The organism is Carboxylicivirga mesophila (assembly GCF_018271975.1).
Taxonomy (GTDB): domain Bacteria; phylum Bacteroidota; class Bacteroidia; order Bacteroidales; family Marinilabiliaceae; genus Carboxylicivirga; species Carboxylicivirga mesophila.
The window spans coordinates 168,755-189,920 of the sequence record NZ_JAGUCN010000009.1; the positions used below are offsets into that span (position 1 = coordinate 168,755).

Annotated in this window: 17 protein-coding genes; 16 read left to right on the forward strand and 1 reads right to left on the reverse strand. The window is 41.5% G+C overall.

The genetic code is table 11. The annotated features are described in order from the left end of the window. Positions 1–156 precede the first annotated feature (156 nt). From KEM09_RS09795 to KEM09_RS09835, 9 genes are all read left to right on the forward strand, one after another. Complete coding sequence (locus tag KEM09_RS09795; protein ID WP_212227933.1) at positions 157–1,155, forward strand: bifunctional heptose 7-phosphate kinase/heptose 1-phosphate adenyltransferase; 999 nt, start codon at positions 157–159, stop codon at positions 1,153–1,155. Positions 1,156–1,290: 135 nt separating this feature from the next. Continuing rightward, positions 1,291–2,070, forward strand: a complete 780-nt coding sequence (locus KEM09_RS09800) for a ParA family protein (protein WP_212227934.1) — start codon at positions 1,291–1,293, stop codon at positions 2,068–2,070. A 50-nt stretch (positions 2,071–2,120) separates the two neighbouring features. Next, positions 2,121–3,005 carry a ParB/RepB/Spo0J family partition protein gene (locus KEM09_RS09805; RefSeq protein WP_212227936.1) on the forward strand — a complete coding sequence of 295 codons (885 nt, stop codon included), beginning with the start codon at positions 2,121–2,123 and terminating at the stop codon, positions 3,003–3,005. Between the two features lie 28 nt (positions 3,006–3,033). Beyond that, positions 3,034–3,690: a DUF5683 domain-containing protein gene (locus KEM09_RS09810; protein ID WP_212227938.1), complete on the forward strand. Its 657-nt coding sequence runs from the start codon at positions 3,034–3,036 to the stop codon at positions 3,688–3,690. Between the two features lie 7 nt (positions 3,691–3,697). Next, entirely contained in the window at positions 3,698–5,242 is a 1,545-nt protein-coding gene (locus tag KEM09_RS09815) for a lytic transglycosylase domain-containing protein (RefSeq protein WP_212227940.1), read from the forward strand. 110 nt (positions 5,243–5,352) lie between these two features. After that, complete coding sequence (locus KEM09_RS09820) at positions 5,353–6,762, forward strand: GDSL-type esterase/lipase family protein (RefSeq protein ID WP_212227941.1); 1,410 nt, start codon at positions 5,353–5,355, stop codon at positions 6,760–6,762. After that, positions 6,747–8,249, forward strand: a complete 1,503-nt coding sequence (locus KEM09_RS09825; protein WP_212227942.1) for an MBOAT family O-acyltransferase — start codon at positions 6,747–6,749, stop codon at positions 8,247–8,249. The genes KEM09_RS09820 and KEM09_RS09825 overlap by 16 nt, the downstream gene beginning before the upstream one ends. A gap of 108 nt (positions 8,250–8,357) precedes the next feature. Further along, positions 8,358–12,146, forward strand: a complete 3,789-nt coding sequence (locus KEM09_RS09830; protein WP_212227943.1) for a sensor histidine kinase — start codon at positions 8,358–8,360, stop codon at positions 12,144–12,146. Between the two features lie 47 nt (positions 12,147–12,193). Beyond that, positions 12,194–12,898: a zinc metallopeptidase gene (locus KEM09_RS09835; protein ID WP_280516734.1), complete on the forward strand. Its 705-nt coding sequence runs from the start codon at positions 12,194–12,196 to the stop codon at positions 12,896–12,898. Between the two features lie 60 nt (positions 12,899–12,958). On the opposite strand, the gene KEM09_RS09840 is transcribed toward KEM09_RS09835, so the two are convergent. Continuing rightward, positions 12,959–13,687: an RDD family protein gene (locus KEM09_RS09840; RefSeq protein ID WP_212227944.1), complete on the reverse strand. Its 729-nt coding sequence runs from the start codon at positions 13,685–13,687 to the stop codon at positions 12,959–12,961. A gap of 112 nt (positions 13,688–13,799) precedes the next feature. On the opposite strand from KEM09_RS09840, the gene KEM09_RS09845 reads away from it, so the two are divergent. The 7 genes from KEM09_RS09845 (at position 13,800) to KEM09_RS09875 (ending at position 20,966) form a co-directional block, all read left to right on the forward strand. Beyond that, entirely contained in the window at positions 13,800–14,768 is a 969-nt protein-coding gene (locus tag KEM09_RS09845; RefSeq protein ID WP_212227945.1) for a stage II sporulation protein M, read from the forward strand. Further along, positions 14,761–15,645, forward strand: a complete 885-nt coding sequence (locus tag KEM09_RS09850) for a hypothetical protein (RefSeq protein ID WP_212227946.1) — start codon at positions 14,761–14,763, stop codon at positions 15,643–15,645. Before KEM09_RS09845 ends, KEM09_RS09850 begins: the two co-directional genes overlap by 8 nt. Before the next feature lie 5 nt (positions 15,646–15,650). Beyond that, the gene (locus KEM09_RS09855) at positions 15,651–16,391 is read left to right on the forward strand and encodes a hypothetical protein (RefSeq protein WP_212227947.1); all 741 of its coding nucleotides are present in this window, start codon (positions 15,651–15,653) and stop codon (positions 16,389–16,391) included. After that, positions 16,391–17,605 carry a DUF4350 domain-containing protein gene (locus KEM09_RS09860; protein ID WP_212227948.1) on the forward strand — a complete coding sequence of 405 codons (1,215 nt, stop codon included), beginning with the start codon at positions 16,391–16,393 and terminating at the stop codon, positions 17,603–17,605. Before KEM09_RS09855 ends, KEM09_RS09860 begins: the two co-directional genes overlap by 1 nt. A gap of 11 nt (positions 17,606–17,616) precedes the next feature. Beyond that, positions 17,617–18,603 carry an AAA family ATPase gene (locus tag KEM09_RS09865; protein WP_212227950.1) on the forward strand — a complete coding sequence of 329 codons (987 nt, stop codon included), beginning with the start codon at positions 17,617–17,619 and terminating at the stop codon, positions 18,601–18,603. A 10-nt stretch (positions 18,604–18,613) separates the two neighbouring features. After that, on the forward strand, positions 18,614–19,954 hold the full coding sequence (locus KEM09_RS09870) for a DUF58 domain-containing protein (RefSeq protein ID WP_212227951.1): 1,341 nt from the start codon (positions 18,614–18,616) through the stop codon (positions 19,952–19,954). A 325-nt stretch (positions 19,955–20,279) separates the two neighbouring features. Then, positions 20,280–20,966 carry a hypothetical protein gene (locus KEM09_RS09875; protein ID WP_212227952.1) on the forward strand — a complete coding sequence of 229 codons (687 nt, stop codon included), beginning with the start codon at positions 20,280–20,282 and terminating at the stop codon, positions 20,964–20,966. Positions 20,967–21,166: the final 200 nt, after the last annotated feature.

Here is a 21,166-nt window from a genome sequence, read left to right on the forward strand (position 1 = left end):
CAATCAGAAAGTGTACGCATATGACCTGGTTTTGTTATAGAAAGATGAGAATATACCACTTACTGTGCAGGCCGATTGGTTTTAATTTAACATCAACCAGCCGCTTTTTTAGCAACAATACCGTTTTTGTTATCTTTGCAGCAAAATAGTATAGGCATGACACGAAAGGAGCTGACTCAGGTATTTGATGCATTTGATAAGATGCATATCTTAATTATAGGTGATGTAATGGTTGATTCCTATTTATGGGGCGATGTAAACCGCATCTCACCGGAAGCTCCTGTACCCATTATTGCCACTACTGGACGCGAAAACCGACTGGGTGGAGCCGCCAACGTGGCACTTAACATTCAGTCGCTGGGAGCTACTCCTATTATGTGCTCGGTGATAGCCAACGACGAAGCCGGCGATATTTTTATGCAATTATTAAAAGGCAACCAGCTGCCGGCAAATGGCATCATCTCATCAGGCAAACGCAAAACCACCGTTAAAACCCGTATCATCAGCCAGAATCAACACCTGCTTAGAATTGATGAGGAAGAGAACCACCCCCTGGAAGCATCGCTGGAGAAAAAACTCCAGGCACACATTGAAGACCTCTTGAACACCTATAAAATTGATGCCATCATATTTGAAGATTATGACAAGGGCGTGCTGACACCAGCCACTATTGAAGCAACTATTAAGCTGGCTCAAAGTAAAGGTATACCTACACTTGTCGATCCAAAAAAACGTAACTTCAACGAGTATAAAGGCGTCACGTTTTTCAAGCCCAACCTCAAGGAATTTAAAGAAGGCGCCAAAGTGGATGTTAGCAGTCATGATAAGAAAGCATTGCTGCAGGCGGCCACCACGTTTATTAAAGAACAAAATATCCGGAATTTTATGGTGACCATGGCCGAAAAAGGCGTGATGATTGTCAACCAGAACAAGCACCATTTTATCCCGGCAGAGGTGCGCGACATAGCCGATGTGTCAGGTGCCGGGGATACGGTGATAAGCGTAAGTGCCCTTTGTGTTTCGGCAGGCCTTGAAGAACAACTAGTGGCCGGCATTGCGAATATGGCAGGCGGCCTGGTTTGCGAACACCCGGGCGTTGTTCCTATTGACAAACAGGAACTTCTGGAAGAATGTTTTGAGAAGCTGGCAGAGTAAACATGAAAAAAATTGAAACATCATGTATTTTTCATCGTAGCGAGGCTATATATTTGAGAAAATTTTAACTTTGGCTTTTCAGAATAAAATAACCATTTTGTAGCCCTTAACTTCAACATTAAAAAACACCTTAATATGGCGAAAATCATAGCTCTGGCTAACCAAAAAGGAGGAGTTGGAAAAACAACAACAGCAATTAACCTGGCTGCAAGTCTGGCTGTTTTAGAATACAATGTATTGATTGTTGATGCCGATCCGCAGGCCAATGCCACTTCCGGTCTTGGTTTTGATTTGAGAGAGATTGAAAACAGTATTTACGAGTGTATTGTTGATGGCACAAACCCCAAAGAAGCTACACTGCAAACCGAAATAGAACACCTGCACGTATTACCTTCGCACATTGATTTAGTGGGTGCTGAGATTGAAATGCTTAACTTGCCCGAAAGAGAAAGGGTGCTGAGCAAAGTACTGGAGCAGGTGCGCGATCAGTATGATTTCATTCTGATTGATTGTTCGCCGTCGCTAGGTTTGATTACGGTGAATGCACTAACAGCGGCCGACTCGGTGATCATTCCGGTGCAATGCGAGTATTTCGCACTGGAAGGATTGGGCAAACTACTGAATACCATCAAAATCATTCAGAGCCGCCTAAACCCGGAACTGGAAATAGAAGGTTTCCTTCTAACCATGTTTGATTCGCGCTTAAACCTATCAAACCAGGTGGTTGAAGAAGTGCAACGCCATTTCCAGGATATGGTGTTTGAAACGCTGGTATCACGTAATATCAAATTAAGTGAAGCACCTAGTTATGGTAAAGCAGTGGTGATGTACGATGCTACATCAAAAGGAGCTGTTAATTACCTGAACCTGGCACGCGAATTATTGAAGAAAAACAACCTGGCTGAAAAGAAGTAAACGCTTTTCGGACGCATATAAGATTGACAGAACATAACGATAGATAAAAGATGGCAAGAAAGAACGCTTTAGGACGTGGATTGGGCGCATTAATTGAGAACGCTGATGAAGTCACTCAAAAAAGAGAGACTAAACCTGCTGCATCAATTAACGAAATAGATATTGATAAGATTGAAGTGAATCCCTGGCAGCCACGTACCAAATTTGACCAAGAGCGTTTAAATGAGCTGTCAGAATCCATCAAGCAGATTGGCATTGTACAGCCACTTACCTTGCGTAAGATTGGCCCGGACAAATACCAGCTAATAGCCGGTGAACGCCGTTTCAGAGCTTCTAAGCTGGCTGGTTTGACCAAGGTGCCGGCCTACATACGTACAGCTGATGACGATACTATGCTGGAGATGGCGCTGGTAGAGAATATTCAGCGTGAAGACCTGGATCCAATAGAAGTGGCTATCAGTTATCAGCGACTGATTGAAGAATGCAACCTGACGCAGGAAAGCATGTCAGAACGTGTGGGTAAAAAGCGTTCCACCATCGCCAACTACCTGCGCTTGTTGAAATTACCGGCTGAAGTTCAGCTTGGATTGGTTGAAAAACAAATAGGCATGGGGCATGCACGTGCCATCATTAGTGTAGAAGACCCAAGGGCACAGTTGATGATTTTTGATGAAACCGTCAAGAATGATCTGTCGGTGCGTAAAGTTGAACAAATGGTGCGCGACCTGAATAATGGCACCGAAAATAAAAAACCTTCCAAAGCGAAAAAAAATCTACCTGAAGAGTACGAGGCATTGAAGTCTCAGTTGTCTACGTTTTTTAGAACAAACATCCAATTCTCACGCGCAGATGACGGTAAAGGGAAAATTGTGATTCCATTTACATCTGACGATGAACTGGAAAAAATTATTAGCATTCTGGACAAAGCAAAATAATTGCATTTTTGCCTGAAATTGATTTAAGGTGACCACAACAACAAAACATTATAGATGGGTGTGGTGTCTGTTAGTATTTATCAGTTTAACACTGACGCTGCAGGCCCAAAAGACAGAGGCATATGTTTCACAGGGTGACTCCGTCATGCTTCAGGGAACAGTTGTTGAAACACCTGTTATCGAGAAAAAACATTCGCCACATAAAGCCTCTTTTTACGCCGCTATTCTGCCTGGTTTAGGACAGGCTTACAATAAAAAATACTGGAAAATACCAATTTTGTATGCCGGTATAGGTGGGGTTGGTTATGCCATCCATTTCAACAGTAAATACTACAAGAAATATAAAGCTGCCTATCGCGACTTTATCATTCGCGACCCGGGCAACAAAAGCTATTTGGAATTTCTGCCTCCATCTATGACTGAGGATCAGATATATGGAGAATACGAACAGTGGTTTGAGGAGGCACTTAATAGCAAAAAACAATACTATCGTCGTTATCGTGATTTGAGTTATATTGGCATGGTTGGTATCTACGTTCTTCAAATAGTAGATGCAGCAGTAGATGCCCATTTCTACAATTTCGATATAAGCGATGATTTATCCATGCAGGTTCAACCGTCTATGATGGCTCCAATACCCGGAGACTTTGCCGGCGTTGGATTGCAAGTGAAATTTAAATTTTAAAGATCTTATGCAAAAGGTGAAAGAATTGGTCGTGCTGACCAGTATGGTGATAGCAGGATTTGTGGCAAGCGCACAAGATAAAATTGATTCAATTAACTTATTAGAAGAAACGCCTCCATTTCTGGAGGAATGTCTGGATAGCCTGGTTAACCAATGGTACATCAGTAAGGCAACCGACAATTTGGTGCTGGATTCAATCGACATTAATGCGCCCATAGGACAGCTACCCGACTCAGTGTATATCAAACGTATCGCAGCCATCAGCTCGCCAATGCCATACACCTACAATTCAATCGTTAAGAGCCACATCGAATTGTATACGTTGCGCCGTCGTGAGTTAGTTCAGAACATGTTAGGCCTATCGGAGTATTACTTCCCCATGTTTGAGCAGGAACTGGATGCACGACAGATGCCGTTGGAGTTAAAATACCTTCCGATCATTGAGTCGGCTCTGAACCCGCGAGCCTATTCAAGAGCAGGAGCCGCCGGCTTATGGCAGTTTATGTACTACACCGGCAAACAATATGGTCTAACGATCAATTCATACGTTGATGAACGTCGCGATCCCTATAAGTCAACAGTAGCAGCCATTGACTTTCTTAATGACCTATACGCCATCTACAAAGACTGGTTTTTGGTGATTGCCGCTTATAACTGCGGACCGGGCAATGTTAACAAAGCTATTCGCCGCTCAGGAGGCCATCGCGACTTCTGGAAAATATATTATCATTTACCTCGCGAAACACGGGGCTATGTGCCGGCATTTATTGCAGCCACCTACACATTTATGTATGCCAAAGAGCATAACTTATATGCTAAGCCACATACGCTGCCGGCCATGACCGACACCATCGCCATTAATCAGCCACTGCACTTTAAACAAGTTGCTGAAAAATTAAATGTAAAAGTCGATTACATAAGAAGTCTTAATCCCCAGTATCGCAAAGACCTGATTCCGGCAGGTAATAACTTCTCTTTACGCCTGGCTATTAATGATGCTTCAGACTTTGCAGCCATCGAAGATTCCATTTATGCCTATAAACGTGAAGCCTATTTTGTGGGTGGTAAAACAACCGTGCAACCACAATACATGACCTATACACCCGATACGCCTAAGGATAAAGCAACTGTATATTACACAGTTAAGTCGGGCGATGCCATTGGCTTAATTGCCGACTGGTATGATGTGCGCACCTCTGATTTGCGCTATTGGAATAACGTAAGGCGCAACCTTATTAAAACAGGGCAAAAACTGCGTGTGTATGTACCGAAGAATAAAACGGAGTACTACAGCCGCATTAACGAGATGAGCTATAGCGAAAAGCAGAAGCTGAACAGTAAAACAGCTACTACCAATAGTTCGGCTCCTACAAAGAATCTTCCAATAGACGCCAACTTTGAGTATTACACGGTAAAATCGGGTGATAACCTATGGACCATTGCCAAAAAGTTCGATAATATATCAAACAAAGATCTGATGCAGTTAAACGGCCTTTCAGAATCTTCAAAATTATGGATTGGTCAGAAGCTTAAAATCAGACCTAAGTCATAAAACGCAATAACAAACTTCTCCAGGGGTGAATATTTCAGCAATGATAATATTCACCCCTGTTCGGTATAATACAAGATATTTTTATATTTTCAGACAATTAACAAAAACCTATGAGCCAACAACTTCGCATCCTCGTATATTTTATGCTGATTGGTGCGCTTGTATTGGCTTTGGTTCACTATGTACCCTTTCCCTTTCAGCCGGCCAACTGGCAAATAAAAACCGCCGAAGAACTAATCATCCCAGACATGGACTCATTGATGACCATGCAACCAGAACTGCCAGACACCATCCCGCCTGTTAAAAAAGCAGAAAGAAAGGATACCATCATCACTCAACATCACCTCAGCTATTCTACCAGTTTTTTTGAACAGCTAAAACAGCTTCATGGAGCATTACACACAGCAACCGATAGCGGCACAGCCATACGAATACTACACTTTGGCGATTCACAGATTGAAGGTGACCGCATAACTGCCTACTTGCGTGAAGCATTCCAGAGTAGATTTGGAGGCAGTGGCCCTGGCCTGACAACCGTATTTGACCCGGCACATATCAATCCATCGGTTTGGATTGATAGTAAAGGTAACTGGCAGGCCTACCACATTTACAACAGACGAAACGCACTACCCAACAAAGCCTATGGGCTAATGGGACAAACAGCAGCACTGCATGCACATTCGGCTGGTGAGTTTAAAATCAGTGCCTCGCGTTGGGCTGAACAACATGCCTCCAATTACCAGAAGATACGCTTGTTTATTGCACCCCATACCGATACAATTGCTATAAAAGGTCAAATAAAACATGTTGAAATTATTAATGATTCGTTACCTCCCTCTTCGGACCTGACGGAGATAAACTGGGAATTTGAGCAACTCTCACCATCAATAAGATTCCAATTAACGAGTAATAGTGACGTGCATGTATTAGCCTGTGCACTTGATAGCCTGGCAGGTGTATCGGTAGATAACATTGCGCTGCGGGGGCAAAGTACACCTTTACTGCACCGCACGGATGCCAACCTGTTTAAAGCCATGGGTGAACAACTCAATATTGGTATGATCATCTTCCAGTTTGGTACAAATATGATACCTACGGTGGCTCCCAACTATCGATTCTACCAGGTACAACTTGCCCGGCAATTTGATTTGATAAAGAGCTACTTACCCAATGTACCGGTATTGGTAGTAGGCATTGCCGATGCCGCGCATAACCACAGCGGAGAAATCCAATCATACGAGCATTTGCACCGCATCAATGAAGCTCAAAAAGCCATTGCCTTGAAATACGATTTTGCCTTTTTCGACCTTTATAACGCCATGGGAGGGGAAGGCTCAATTATTAAATGGACCGAACAGCAACCTCCGCTGGCACTGACTGATTACATTCACTTTTCGCGCTTAGGGGGCAAAAAAGCAGCACAGCTAATGATTAAGGCCACTTGGCATCAGTTTAATAAGTTTGAAACGCCAGAAACTACTTTATTAATCCAACCTGATATGCCATGGGAGCGCTACTAGAACAATTCACTGGTCAATCTGACCTATTTTTGTTTACCCATGCAGCTTTTTGGGTGTTCTTTGGCATTGTACTGCTGGCTAGTTGTATTTTAAGCCATCACAGAGCCTTACGCATTGCTTTTTTATTTATCGCCAGTTTGTTTTTCTACTTTAAAACAGGAGGCTACTTCTTTGCATTACTAATACTTTCAACAATAGTTGATTACACAATAGGACTTGCTTTATATCGAGCATCAAAGCCAGCCGCACGCCAACTATTAGTAGCAGTGAGCCTGATAATCAACCTGTCCATCCTTGGCTATTTTAAATACACCTATTTCTTTGCCGATACACTGGCACATTTCACACATACTGAAGCACCTGTGTATGATTACCTGGCAGCTATGGCCAATCATCTTTTTGGTACAGCTTTTAGCATTGAGCAGATAATTTTACCAGTTGGCATCTCTTTCTTTACTTTTCAAACTATCAGTTACACCATTGATATTTACCGCAAAGAACTGAAACCAGTAAGAAACATTATTGACTTTGGTTTTTATGTTTCCTTTTTTCCACAGCTCATTGCAGGCCCAATTGTCAGAGCCAAACATTTTATTCCACAAATTTATCGCCAGCTAATCTTGTCAGAAAAGTGGATATGGTGGGCCATCCTGCTGATTACCGGAGGTTTATTTAAGAAGATGTTCATCTCCGATTTTATTTCTGTCAACTTTGTTGACCGGGTATTTGAACATCCGGTAGCCTATTCCGGATTCGAAGCTTTATTGGCTATTTACGGCTATTCACTACAGATATATTGTGATTTTTCGGGCTATACCGATATCGCACTTGGGGTAGCTCTGCTACTTGGTTTTCGATTACCTAAAAATTTTAACCATCCTTATAAAGCCACTTCGCTAAGCGATTTCTGGCGTCGATGGCACATAAGCTTATCGAGCTGGCTGCGCGATTATTTATACATCCCTCTGGGTGGAAATCGCAAGGGCTCTTTACGTACACTAATCAATCTATTAGTTACAATGCTAATTGGTGGCTTATGGCATGGAGCAGCACTCAAATTTATTATATGGGGAGCACTTCACGGTATCGGACTGATAGTTAACAGGGTAATAAACAGGATTATTACTAAGAAAAGAAAACTGATTACTGTTCTTAGTTGGTTTATAACATTCAACTTTGTAAGTGTCACATGGATCATATTTCGTGTTGATTCGCTGGAGAATGCGCAAATACTAATTGACAGAATCAGGTATACATTTAGTATCTCGGATGCAATAAAAATATTTAGCTCAACGCCTTATACATATTTGCTCATCCTGGCAGGTTTCACTTTACATTGGTTACCTGACAGAATGCGAAACAGGCTAAAAATTAGATTTATTCAGTACCCTATTTGGCTGAAAACGGTATTGACAGCACTGGCTTTATACGCCATTTATTCGCTGCACCAAAGCAGTTTATTGCCATTTATATACTTCAGATTCTAAAATAGGCATATATACTAATAGAATTCATCTTCAATTAGTAAGCAATTGTCAAAAGTCATTTGTTATGCTAATACTAAAACGGTATATTTATCAGGTAATAGCATACCCATGAGACAAGCGTTATTAATAACTTCACTTGCATTTTGGCTGGTTACTCAGTTGAGCGTGGCGCAACATTTCCATTTCAAGCAATATTCTCTGGAAGAAGGATTGCCTCAATCGGAAGTTGCATCCATGGCTGAAGACCAGTTTGGCTACTTGTGGGTAGGGACAAATGGTGGAGGACTCTGCCGCTTTAATGGAAAGAACTTTGAGGTGTTTACCAAAAAAGATGGCCTGCTTGATAACATCATTCTAGGGCTTCTGCATGATCGTAACTACGACCTTTGGATTGCCACACCCAAAGGCATTCAACGATACAATGGCATCAATTATGAATCGGTAATTGAAGCAGACACCACCCTTTTTACTGACAATGCACAGTTCTGTGAGACACAGGATGGCAACATTTGGTGCCTGGTCCACATGATATCTGGTGAGCACCGCCTATACAGCATCCGAGATAATCAAGTTACCAATATCTCTGAAACATATAAAGACCAACTTATTGACAGCGGCACCATCTTTAAGATCATGGCCGATGACAATAACAATTTGCTGATGGCCACCAGCCGACAGCTGTTGGTTTTTGAAAATGATTCTATCCGTAACTTCGATAAAGGATTGGTTGCCAAAGACCAAAAGGTCATCAGGTATCCGTTATTCAGAGACAGAAGCAAGCACCTTTGGCTGAGCCTATTTGGTCCGGACAACACCCAGCAATTAATCATCCACATTGACGGCAAAGGAGACAAAACAGTCAGCATCCCGGAAGAAATGCAGAACTTCACCATTTTTAAAGGATTTCAGGACAGGGAAGGCACGTACTGGTTTCTGCTTGACAATGGAGGCGTTATGCAATTCAGTAAGAAAAGTGGCTGGCGCATTTTCAATAAGCAAAACGGATTGCCCATCAATATGGTGTTCAACATACATCAGGATGCCGAAGGGAACATCTGGATGGGTACTTTAGGAGCAGGGCTGGTCAGGTACAGTGGCGACTTGTTTGTATCACTTAATCGCAGTAATGGTCTCACCGATGATATTATTCGAGCTATTTTTCAGGACTCCAAAGGCACCTATTACTTTGCCGATGGTGAGGGTGGTTTTTCCACGTTAACAAACAAAGAACTAACTACCTACAAAAAGCAGGACCTGCCTGATTTAGTGGCCATCAAAGAGTTTTACGAGCTACCTTCGGGTAATATCCTGATGGCTACCATTGCCGGACTTTGGGAGTTTGATGGCAAATCAACGCGCTCAGTAAACGAGAAATATGGCTGGAGCAGACGATTACCACTCAGTGATATTGTGGTTCAGAATGATACTTTTTTCTTTTCAACATACAATCATGGTTTAATTAAAAGCCATAAGGGTAAAGCCACTTTTTACAACACCTACAATGCCCATATGCAGGATAATACCATCTTTCATATGCTATCTGATAGTCAGCAAAGACTCTGGCTGTCTACCAGCCGGGGCATAATACTATACCAGCAAGGTGAATTCACCCAGTTTACCGAAGGGCAGGAAATACCATCTTCCTATATACTTCAGGCTGCCGAAGATAAGGTGGGGAATATCTGGTTTGCCACTTTTACCAATGGCCTTATCCGCTATGATGGAAAAAACTGGATGACGTTTGACACAGATAAAGGACTCTCTGGTGATAATATTTATTCGGTTATTGCCGATAAGGAAGGTAATATATTTGCAGGTGCACAAAACGGTATTGATAAACTATCCATCTCTTCATCGGGCGAAGTACTAAGCGTTATACAATATGACAAATACGATGGGTTTGTGGGCATTGAAAATAACGGAACTGCCAACTTGCTGGATAATGACGGACATCTTTGGTTTGGTACCATTAAGGGTGCTATCATGTATAACCCCATGGAAAAGCGCACCAACTTTCTGGCGCCTAATATATACATTCGTGATATAGAACTATCCTATAAACAGCCTGATTGGCTGGCTGAAACTTATAAGACTGCTTATGACTCGATCATTCCGTGGTTTGGCATTCCCAACAGGTTGGCACTATCAAGCTCCGATAATAATATTTCCTTCGAGTTCGATGCTCTTTGCTATTCAGTACCAGAGAAAGTAAAATATCGTTGGCGACTGGAGCCAATTGAAACAGAATGGATTGAAGGTTACACCAACACTGTTGCTTATCCCTCCTTACCTTCAGGCGAATACACATTTAGAGTAATTGCAGCCAATAACAGCAATATCTGGAACGAAGAGGGAGCAATTTATAACTTCAGCATCCACCCCGAGTGGTATCGCACTGCCTCCTTCCGCGCACTGATTATCATGCTTATTTTGGGGTTGATAGGTGCGCTTATAATTTCATGGCAGCAACGCACCAAGACCTTGCGCTTTGAACTGGAGACATTAATTTCGGCCAAGACCAAGGAGATTAACGAACAAAGAAAGGAGATCTCAAAGCAAAATGAACAGCTGAAGAATCAAAATATAAAAATTGAGAAACAAGCTAACTCCATTGCTAATGCCTTAAATGATTTGGAGAAACTGACAGAGATAGGAAAAATACTTACTGCCAATCTGTCAACCGACAACATTTTTGCATTAGTTTACAAAGCTGCCAGCGAGGTAATGGATACCTATTTATTTGGCGTGGGCTTATTCAATCAGGAAAGTAATTCTCTTGATTTTAACAACGTCATTCTTAAAGGCGAACGTATGCCTTTTCTTACCTTCCCTCTCGATGATGTCGAACGCCTATCAATTCACTGCCTCGTGAATGATAAGGAAATATACATCAATGACTTTGAAAAAGAATACAAAGACTATGTGCAGGAAATAAGACCTGTGCCCGGCGATATTAATAGCCAATCAATTATATACATACCTCTAAAAGTGAGCGGTGCTCCATTTGGCGTACTAACAGTGCAAAGTGCTGACAAAAAAGCTTACAGTGCCTACCACCTGAGCTTTATGCGCAACATCAGTATGTATACGAGTATTGCTCTGGAAAATGCCAAAGCATTCAGTCAGCTGGAGCAACAGCGTCAGTCACTGGAGCAGGTAAACAAGAGTGCTTTTGAACAAAACCAGCTTATACTGAGTCAGCAGGCCGATATGGATCGCCTGATTCAGGAAAACAATCATTTAATTTCCTTATTCACAAAAGAAATAGAACGCCCTATTACATCATCTGTGTCACTCATAAGTAGTATCAAGAACGAGGCAGATATTGATGAGAATGAAAAGGATGAAGCTTTACAATATGTATTTGATGCATTATGGCAAATTAAAGAGATGGTGAACCAGGTAACTGAAATTAAGAGACTTGAAAATAGTGAGTTTGCTATTAACAAATCAAAATTTTCAATAGTTGCCCTGATGCGTGAAGTAGCTGCGCAATATGCCGAATCGTTAGAAGAAAAGGAAATCAGTATCAATTGGTTAGCCAGCGAAGAAATCATCGACAATGATTATACCATCCTAGAAAAAGTCATTTCGAACCTGCTGTCTAATGCCATCAAATTCTCGCCAATGGAATCAAGCATTGAGCTGGCCGTTAAGGCTGATGATGAACGGGTAATTATTGGTGTAAGCGATCAGGGCCCAGGTATTGAAGAGCAGGATATTCCTGATTTGTTTACCAAATACAAGAAGCTCGCGTCCCACCATAAAAGCAATGCCCCCTCATCAGGTTTGGGCTTATACATCGTTAAACGTTACATCGACAGCATTGGCGGCAGCATCGAATGCAAAAGCATCGTTGGGGAGGGAACCACCTTCAACGTAATACTGCCAAAGTAAAAATCTGGCAACATTTTTGATAGTCTGTTAACCTAAATAGACTGATTATGTTTTCACCAATTTTATTAATTATCTTCTTGTTTTTCATGTTTACGAGCATGTTCGTCAGCTCAAAATTGAAAAGCAAATTCAAAGCGTATTCGCGGATACCTATTAACTTTGGCATGTCGGGGAAAGAAGTGGCAGAAAAAATGCTGCGTCAGAACGGACTCATGAATGTTAAAGTGAATTGTGTGCAAGGACAACTAAGCGACCATTATAACCCGGCTAACCGAAGTGTTAACCTGAGTCCGGATGTATATAATGGACGTAGTGTGGCAGCGGCAGCTGTGGCAGCCCATGAAACGGGTCATGCCATTCAACATGCCAATAGCTATGCTTTCCTTGAATTTCGTTCAGCACTGGTGCCACTACAAAATGTCAGTGCAAAGATTTTAAATTTCATGTTTATTGCACTGTTTTTTGGCGCCTTTGCACTGCCGGGTTTGATAAGTTATAATCTGGCACTACAAATTATCATTGCTTGTTATGCCATTTTTACCTTGTTTGCATTTATCACCCTTCCGGTAGAGATTGATGCCAGTAAACGTGCTCTTGCATGGTTGAATACGGCGGGCATCACCACACAAGACACACATGAGAAAGCCAAAGACGCGCTCAAATGGGCGGCCTACACCTATGTCGTTGCAGCCCTCTCGGCATTGGCCACGCTGCTATATTACATCATGCTATTTGTAGGCAACAGAGATTAAACATCGAGTTACTCTTAAATAAAAAGCGGAAGTTACCTGGTAATTTCCGCTTTCTTTCTTTTATCGATGATAATAGTTATAGTCTTTGAGAACGGTACTCAGAAACTCCTTGGCGGGCTGTTTGGTTTCAATCTTCATCTTTTTAAGTACTACCTCTTTGGTTTTGAGTACCAGCGGATGGGGTGCACCTATACTATTGTAAGAGTTATCTTTAGCGGCAATATTAAGTACCTCTTTCACCGTCTGTAAATCAGTATCAGACAAAATGCTCACCTCTGGATACTGAGGCTGATAATCGTCTTCAACTTCAACGTAAGCTGTTGCTGTTAAACTTCCTTTGGGATCAATTTTTATAACCGTTGTTTTCGCAACAATATCACCAACACGCTGGCCCTTGCCACCAATAATGATTGCTAAAAATCCAACCAAAACGCCACCAATTGGCAAGCTAAAATCCACAATGCGGAACAACCAACGCAGAAAACAATCGATAAAACGCAACTCGCTGCCATCCATTTTTGCTGCTCGTATCTTAAGCATCATCTTACCAAAACTCTGACCATTTAGAAAAGCTTCACAGAGCAAATGGTAAAAAACAACAGGCAAAAAGAAGAGACCAATCCACCATTCAGTAACATTCATGCCAACAACAAAAGCAAAAAAGATAATGACTGAATAAAAGAATTGGATAAATCCATCAATGATATACGCAAAAATTCGATCACCAACACTGGCCAGCTGATAATCGATATTGACATTTTGAGTAGTAGAAATACTTATATTCTCCATAAAAAGGCTAACGAAATTGATAAGAATAGATAATCAGTAGACCAAAAGTAGCAAAATAAGTTTTTTATGTGCAGAAAAATTCATTTATTCGCAATGCTCATGGACCTGCCCAATGAAGGAAATTACGTTTATAAATCGCAACAAAGCACGCTGGGAAAAATTTGAACAGCAACTAAAAAAACCATCTGCCGTTAATCCTGATAGTTTGGCCGACCAGTTTATTCAACTGACAGATGATTTAGCTTTTGCCCGCACCTTCTACCCGGGTTCGCACACATTGGCTTACCTCAATAGCTTGTCTCAAAAAACCCATCAGGAGATATATCGAAATAAACGAGAAAAAGGCAACCGGATACCAGCATTTTTCAGAACCGAATTACCATTAATACTGTATTCGGCGCGTCCCTACTTTATTATCTCATTTATTGTATTTATGGCCTCATGGGCATTAGGGGTAGCATCATCATTGGCCGACATTGAGTTTGTGCGTTCCATACTGGGTGACGCCTATGTGAATATGACCCTCGATAATATAGAAAAAGGGGATCCGATGGCTGTGTATGGCCAAATGGGTGAGTTACCCATGGCATTCTACATTATATTTAATAATGTTAGTGTAGCCTGGCAAGTATTCCTTTACGGCTTTTTAACGCCCATAGGTGCCATCTACCGCCTGTTTTTCAATGGAGTAATGGTGGGCGCTTTTCAAACCTTTTTTTACCAAAAAAATCTGTTAGGTGTATCTACCTACACCATCATGATACATGGAACACTGGAATTATCGGCCATTGTGCTGGCCGGTGGAGCCGGCATAATGCTGGGCAAATACCTCTTGTTTCCTGGAACCTATCCTCGAAAAGATTCGTTCATTTACGGCGCCATCAAAGGCGTGAAGGTGATGATTCCAATCACCATCGTTTTTTTCGTCGCAGGTATCCTGGAAAGCTTTGTTACCCGCCATTACAACAGCATCGATAACTGGCTGAACATATTTATCATTGCCGCTTCAATGCTGGTCATCATCTGGTACTTTTTCATATATCCAAGTCTTGTACATAAAAAAATTAAAGCAAATGACTGAATTTAAGTTTGCACAACGCAGAGATTTTAGCAGTGTTATTAACGCCGCCTTCGAGTTTTTCAAGCAAGAGGGTAAGCTGTTTATGAAAACCATGCTTACTTACACAGGCATTCCGGTAATAGTGATGATTGCCTCACTGGTATATATGGTTATGCAGCTGGTTAACGGCCAATTTTCTGCCATTACAAATTCGCCGGATCCAATGAGCATACTCACGTTCTTTATTCCCCTGTTTATATTCATTGTGCTAGCCATTGTGGTGCAAATAGTCATCATGGCCGCCAGTTATGGGTACATGAAAGTGTATCATGAGAAAGGGAAAGGTAATTTTTCGCCTTCGGATGTGGGCCAGCAGATTGTCAGGAATTTCTTCCCAATCATAGGTTATACATTTGTTATCAGCCTGCTGATTATGGCTGGTTTCATATTTTTCATCATCCCGGGTATTTACTTTGCCATTATACTAAGCCTCATTTTTCCCATCATGTTCGTTGAGGATGGTGGACTATCAAAGAATTTCAATCGCTGTTTTCAGGTGATCAAAAATCACTGGTGGCTGACCTTTGCAGTACTCATCGTCGCTTCATTAATTGTGGGTATCGTAGGTAGTATCATTAGTGTGCCACTACAGTTTTATCTGCAGTTTAAAATACCAACTATTGCCCAATCGGGTGACTGGAGCCAGGTCAATATTCCATTTGTAGTTATTTCATATGTTCTGCTAATAATCTTAGGAATATACCTCAGAGCATTTGTATACATTGTAACAGGCATACAATACTTTAGCCTAAATGAGAATGAAGGTTCGAGTACGATCATGGATCGTATCAATCAGATTGGTGAAGACAGCACGACTACAGAAAACAAACAGCAGTAATAATAGTGAATAGCCTTAAGTACCTGATAGTAATAATTGTTTGGAGTCTGGGACTCAACACCTCAGCTCAGCAGGATAGCATAGTCTCTGTGGCACCTGTTGATGCCTGGGACAACAGTATTGTTGACTACCGCTGCCCCGCACAGGATACGATTGATTATTACCGGGCACAACCAGAATATCAATACAGTGTTAATACCGATGCCTTGAATTGGTGGCAGAAGTTTGTGAAATGGCTCTTGTCACTCTTTCGTATTGGCGATGGAACCCTAAGCCTGATAGGTTGGCTATTTCTTCTATTAGGAGTAGCTGCAGTGGTGTTTATTGTTATAAGACTGCTGGGCATACCTATCAAAGGGCTGTTTATTTTCTCCCGTTCAACAAAAGTGACCAATTTAAATTTTGGACTCAACAATGCTGATATTGAAAACGAAGAGCTGGAGAACATGCTTAAAGTATTCATCAATAATCAGGCATACCGAGAGGCAACACGTATATTATTTTTGCTGAGCTTACGTCAGCTACACCGCAAAAACATAATCAGGTGGAACGCCTATAAAACAGACCGTGACTATTATTACGAAGTGGATGATCCTGAAATCAAAAGTGCATTTTTAAGCCTCATCCGGCAGTACGAGTTTATATGGTTTGGTAAATTTAATATTAACGAACAGGAATTTAGCACTGTTAAAAACGAATTTGAACAGTTCATGCAATTGCTGACTCCCAATAAACAGGCAAGTTAATGAGTGGCTCCTCTTCAAATAGAATCCTTATAACAGCTACTGTTTGTATTGTTTTACTGGTAGTGTTTGTATTGGCCTATTCGCCAAAACCCATCGACTGGTCATTAAGCTACTCCAAGTATGACACCAAACCCTTTGGCAACAAACTATTATTCGAATTACTACCTGTTGCCTTCGATGAAGATGCCATCAAAACATCTCACGGGACCTTTGACGAGTTTTTTAGCGGCTCCGTAACTGAAGCAACTAACCTGATAGTTATTAACAACGAATTTAGTCCTGACGAAACCGATATTGATAAGGTGATTGACTTGCTCAATCAGGGGAATAACCTCTTCTTATCGGCCAGTTCCATGCCAGATACCATCAGAAGCCTGTTTAAAATCGATTACCAGGAACGCTATGGTGCCGGTGACTTTTTCCTGGACTCCATCAGCTTCAACTTCTCCAATCGTAAGCTTCGCACCCATCTGGGTTATTGGTATAAAAAAGCCATTTCCAATAACTATTTCACCAGTTACGATACCTTATCGACTTCTGTACTGGGATTTAATAATCTGGGCAAGACTAATTTCATTAAAGTCCAATATGGTTTAGGTCATGTGTTTATCAACCTCAATCCGCAAGCGTTTACGAACTATAATTTGCTGATTAAAGACAACTATGAATACGCCTTTAAATGCCTGTCTTATTTACCAAATCAGGCTACGGTATGGGATGAACACTATAAATATAAATACCTCGTTCACAATTATGAATCAGGCGGACAGCGCTCCATATTAAGTTTTATCCTCGATCGCACACCACTGCGAATAGCCTGGTATGTGCTATTGATTGGTGTATTAATATTCTTTTTATTTGGTTCGGCCCGCCGGCAGAGAGCGGTACCCATACTAAAGCCAAATATTAACAGCACGGTCACCTTCATTGAGACAATTGGCCGCTTGTACTACAGTCGTAAAAACCACATGGACATAGCTAAAAAACGCTTTAGCTACCTGCAGGAATATATTAGAACCAGATACTATATCAACACTTCTGAGATGAATGATGAGCTGTATCAGCAACTAGCCGATAAATCATCCATCCCCATCAGAGCTATTAAGCAATTGTTTGAGTTAGGCAATAACCTAAGCAATATGCAGCGCATCAGCGAAGAAGACCTGGAACAGTTTAACAGGCGAATAGACTTTTTTTATGAACAGTGTCAATAAATAACAGAGATATGGACCAACAGACCAATACACCATTTGAGAACCGATTACCATTGGAAGAACTTAACCATTCGGCATTTCGCATTCGTACCGAAATAAATAAAGTGATTGTTGGGCAAGAAAAAGTGCTTGACCTGCTACTGACAGCTGTCATTGCCAACGGCCACGTATTGATTGAAGGTGTGCCTGGTGTAGCCAAAACGATGATGGCTAAATTATTGGCAAAGTCTGTTTCATCTGATTTTTCACGAATACAATTCACCCCCGACCTAATGCCTTCAGATGTGCTTGGAACCATGGTGTTCAATACAGGAAAATCGGAATTTGAATTTAATAAAGGTCCAATATTTTCGAACCTGGTATTGATTGACGAGGTCAACCGGGCCCCCGCTAAAACACAAGCCGCCCTCTTTGAGGTGATGGAAGAGCGCCAGGTAACCATTGATGGCACCACCCGGGCGATGACACCACCTTTTCTGGTTATGGCCACCCAAAACCCGGTTGAGCACGAAGGCACATACCGCCTGCCTGAAGCTCAACTTGACCGTTTCTTATTCAAAATTAAAATTGACTATCCTAATCTGGAGCAGGAAGTATCTATATTGGCCAATGCACAAAATCGTCAGGAAAAAGATGCACTGAGCCAGATTAATGAGGCCGTAACAGGTGAAGAGATTGTTAAATACCAGGAGATGGCAGCCAAGGTGATTGTTGAGGACGACCTGCTGCGTTATATCGCTCAAATTGTTGACAAAACACGCACACACGGCGCTCTCTTCCTTGGAGGCAGTCCACGCTCTTCGCTGGCAATTCTTACTGCGGCTAAAGCCTTTGCGGCGCTGGAAGGACGCGATTTTGTGACTCCTGATGATATTAAGTTTGTCATGATCCCGGTTCTAAACCACCGTGTTATTCTTACACCTGAAAAGGAAATGGAAGGCATCAAACCTGAAGTTATCATTCAACAAATCATCGATTCAGTGGAGGTTCCACGCTAAGCAGCAGGCAATGAGATTCAGAATAAGAAACCACGTATATTTTACTCCTCTGTTCTACTATGCCCTTGGCGCAATTGTATTTTCATTGGCAATGGGACAATTTGGCGAAATGTTTTTCCAGTTTGGCCTCATTGCCCTGGGCTTATTTATTCTGCTAATCGTCATTGAAGCGCTGTTATTGTTTGTGAAACACAAAAGCAACTTTGAAGCTCAACGTATCACAGACGAACGTTTTTCGAACGGCGACGAAAATCTGGTAAAGCTAACATTTACCAATAATTTCCCTTTCCCGGTAACTATCAATGTAATTGATGAATTGCCCTTGCAGTTTCAAAAACGCGACTTCAATATCCGCGCCTACCTGAAGGTGGGTGAAACGAAAAATATGAGTTACCACCTTCGCCCAACAGAGCGCGGTGAATATTGGTTTGGAGCCTTGAATGTATTTATCAAATCACCTCTTCGGCTGGTTGAGCGTCGCATACAGTTTAATCTCAAACAGTATGTAAAGGTGTATCCGGCATTTAAAGAAATGCGACAATTTGAGATGATGGCCATCTCTAACCGCTTGACAGAAGTTGGTATCAAAAAAATCAGACGGATTGGTCATCAGATGGAGTTTGACCAGATACGTGAATATACCAAGGGTGATGATTACCGGACCATCAACTGGAAAGCAACAGCTCGCCGCAGCAGTCTGATGGTCAATCAGTACCAGGATGAAAAATCGCAGCAGGTGATTTCTATTATTGACCTGGGACGAACCATGAAAATGCCTTTTGAGGGTATGACCCTGCTGGATTATGCCATTAATGCCTCGCTGGTATTATCGAAAATTGCCATGTTAAAGCAAGATAAAGCGGGGCTGATCACCTTTAATAATAAGGTGCGAACGGTGGTACCTCCACAGCGCAACAGCAAGCAGATGCAGGTCATTATGGAAGCTTTGTATAATCAAACAACACGATTTGAAGAACAAAGTATCCAGGCATTATACACCAGTATCAGACGAAACATACACCAGCGAAGTCTATTGGTTATTTACACCAATTACGAAAGCCTGAGTGCAGCAAAACGGCAACTACCGATGCTTCAGAAGTTAGCCAATGACCATATGGTGGTTATCGTTTTCTTTGAGAACACCGAACTGAAGCAACTTACCGATGCTAAGGCCAGTGATATGGAAGGTATCTATGTGAAGACCATCGCTGAAAAATTTGCTTACGATAAAAAGCGTATCGTCCTTGAGCTGGAACGCTATGGTATCCACTCTGTACTAACAGCCCCGGAAAACCTGACTGTTGAGACCATCAACAAATACCTTGAACTAAAAGCCCGCGGTTATATATAAAATAGCCTGAATTACCGTTCTGATTCAAGCATTTATACCACTATCCTTTCCAAGATTAGTAGTCCTAAAAGTAAACCTTATTACCACATTTTTTCTCTATTTTGACGAACAGTCGATTTTTTAAGGTTATCGTTCAAAAAGGTGTGAGCTAAAAGTATCATATTCTTACAAATTCGTTACAAAAACCCCATAACTTTATACGTGTAAAAATTAGCTTGATTGTCCTATTAATGAAAGATTAACGTAAAGCTAATTTTTACCTTAACCAGACAACTAAGGCAGACACTATTTTTGCACCTATGGTATAACTTAATGAAGAAGCGTGATGATGCGAGTAAATTATTCAACCCCCTACGGTTTTCCTGAAAAAATCGAACTAGACGATGTTGTTAACAGGGAGTTAATCTCGTTAATGACCCAAAGCCCAATTAATCCAGAAGATTTTTATCTGACGGGCTATGAAACCATCTGCTTCAAGCGAACGCGCGAATTCGCATTAGAAACAGTTATATCATCCGTCATTCCGCTTGATAAAGACATACTTGTAGTTGCCAACCATTCTGACGATCTGCACATACAAAAGCTATGCAATTTATATGGCGTTAGCAGCACGCTCATTCATCTCCCTGATTCGGCAAAAGAGCTGGAAGCAGCTTTATCGGCCTATGATCAAGAGCGATGCTACTCACACATTTTAATTTCGTGTGATGTCAACACGCCCGAATGCAAGGACAAAATCAGATTGCTGGCAGCTGAACTCAGTAAGACATCCATTAAACTTATTGTACATTGCCGACGCAATCCGATGGATTTAAGTGAAATAAGTGAACTCAATGTGGCATTTATGGTGTGTAATGGCATGAGCAGTTACATCAGCTCAGTGGTGATAGCCCGCCGCAGTCAGCTGGTTCAAACCGAAGGCATTTCACGCAGCGATAAACTTGACTTATACAACTACTGGCAAAGGTTGCTTTACAGTCGCAATTCGGGCATTAAGCCCATGGCTGTATAAATTCTTTTACAACAAATTAGTAAAGTCGTCCATAGTGGCGACTTTTTTAATATTAAACCATTATAGACCGATTAACAATGTAAAAAACATTGAAACGCCTATATAATATGCAATCCCGCCGGGATTGTTATTAATAGGGTAGGCTTATTATTTCTATAAATATTCAACTTCTCCGAAGTTGTTTTATTATCTCCAGCGGA

What these genes read in the sequence shown, in the direction of transcription:
- KEM09_RS09795 (WP_212227933.1), top strand. Translation starts at nt 157, where the DNA reads ATGACACGAAAGGAGCTGACTCAGGTATTTGATGCATTTGATAAGATG.
- KEM09_RS09800 (WP_212227934.1), top strand. Translation starts at nt 1,291, where the DNA reads ATGGCGAAAATCATAGCTCTGGCTAACCAAAAAGGAGGAGTTGGAAAA.
- KEM09_RS09805 (WP_212227936.1), top strand. Translation starts at nt 2,121, where the DNA reads ATGGCAAGAAAGAACGCTTTAGGACGTGGATTGGGCGCATTAATTGAG.
- KEM09_RS09815 (WP_212227940.1), top strand. Translation starts at nt 3,698, where the DNA reads ATGCAAAAGGTGAAAGAATTGGTCGTGCTGACCAGTATGGTGATAGCA.
- KEM09_RS09820 (WP_212227941.1), top strand. Translation starts at nt 5,353, where the DNA reads ATGAGCCAACAACTTCGCATCCTCGTATATTTTATGCTGATTGGTGCG.
- KEM09_RS09825 (WP_212227942.1), top strand. Translation starts at nt 6,747, where the DNA reads ATGGGAGCGCTACTAGAACAATTCACTGGTCAATCTGACCTATTTTTG.
- KEM09_RS09830 (WP_212227943.1), top strand. Translation starts at nt 8,358, where the DNA reads ATGAGACAAGCGTTATTAATAACTTCACTTGCATTTTGGCTGGTTACT.
- KEM09_RS09835 (WP_280516734.1), top strand. Translation starts at nt 12,194, where the DNA reads ATGTTTTCACCAATTTTATTAATTATCTTCTTGTTTTTCATGTTTACG.
- KEM09_RS09840 (WP_212227944.1), bottom strand. Translation starts at nt 13,687, where the DNA reads ATGGAGAATATAAGTATTTCTACTACTCAAAATGTCAATATCGATTAT.
- KEM09_RS09845 (WP_212227945.1), top strand. Translation starts at nt 13,800, where the DNA reads ATGAAGGAAATTACGTTTATAAATCGCAACAAAGCACGCTGGGAAAAA.
- KEM09_RS09850 (WP_212227946.1), top strand. Translation starts at nt 14,761, where the DNA reads ATGACTGAATTTAAGTTTGCACAACGCAGAGATTTTAGCAGTGTTATT.
- KEM09_RS09860 (WP_212227948.1), top strand. Translation starts at nt 16,391, where the DNA reads ATGAGTGGCTCCTCTTCAAATAGAATCCTTATAACAGCTACTGTTTGT.
- KEM09_RS09865 (WP_212227950.1), top strand. Translation starts at nt 17,617, where the DNA reads ATGGACCAACAGACCAATACACCATTTGAGAACCGATTACCATTGGAA.
- KEM09_RS09870 (WP_212227951.1), top strand. Translation starts at nt 18,614, where the DNA reads ATGAGATTCAGAATAAGAAACCACGTATATTTTACTCCTCTGTTCTAC.
- KEM09_RS09875 (WP_212227952.1), top strand. Translation starts at nt 20,280, where the DNA reads ATGATGCGAGTAAATTATTCAACCCCCTACGGTTTTCCTGAAAAAATC.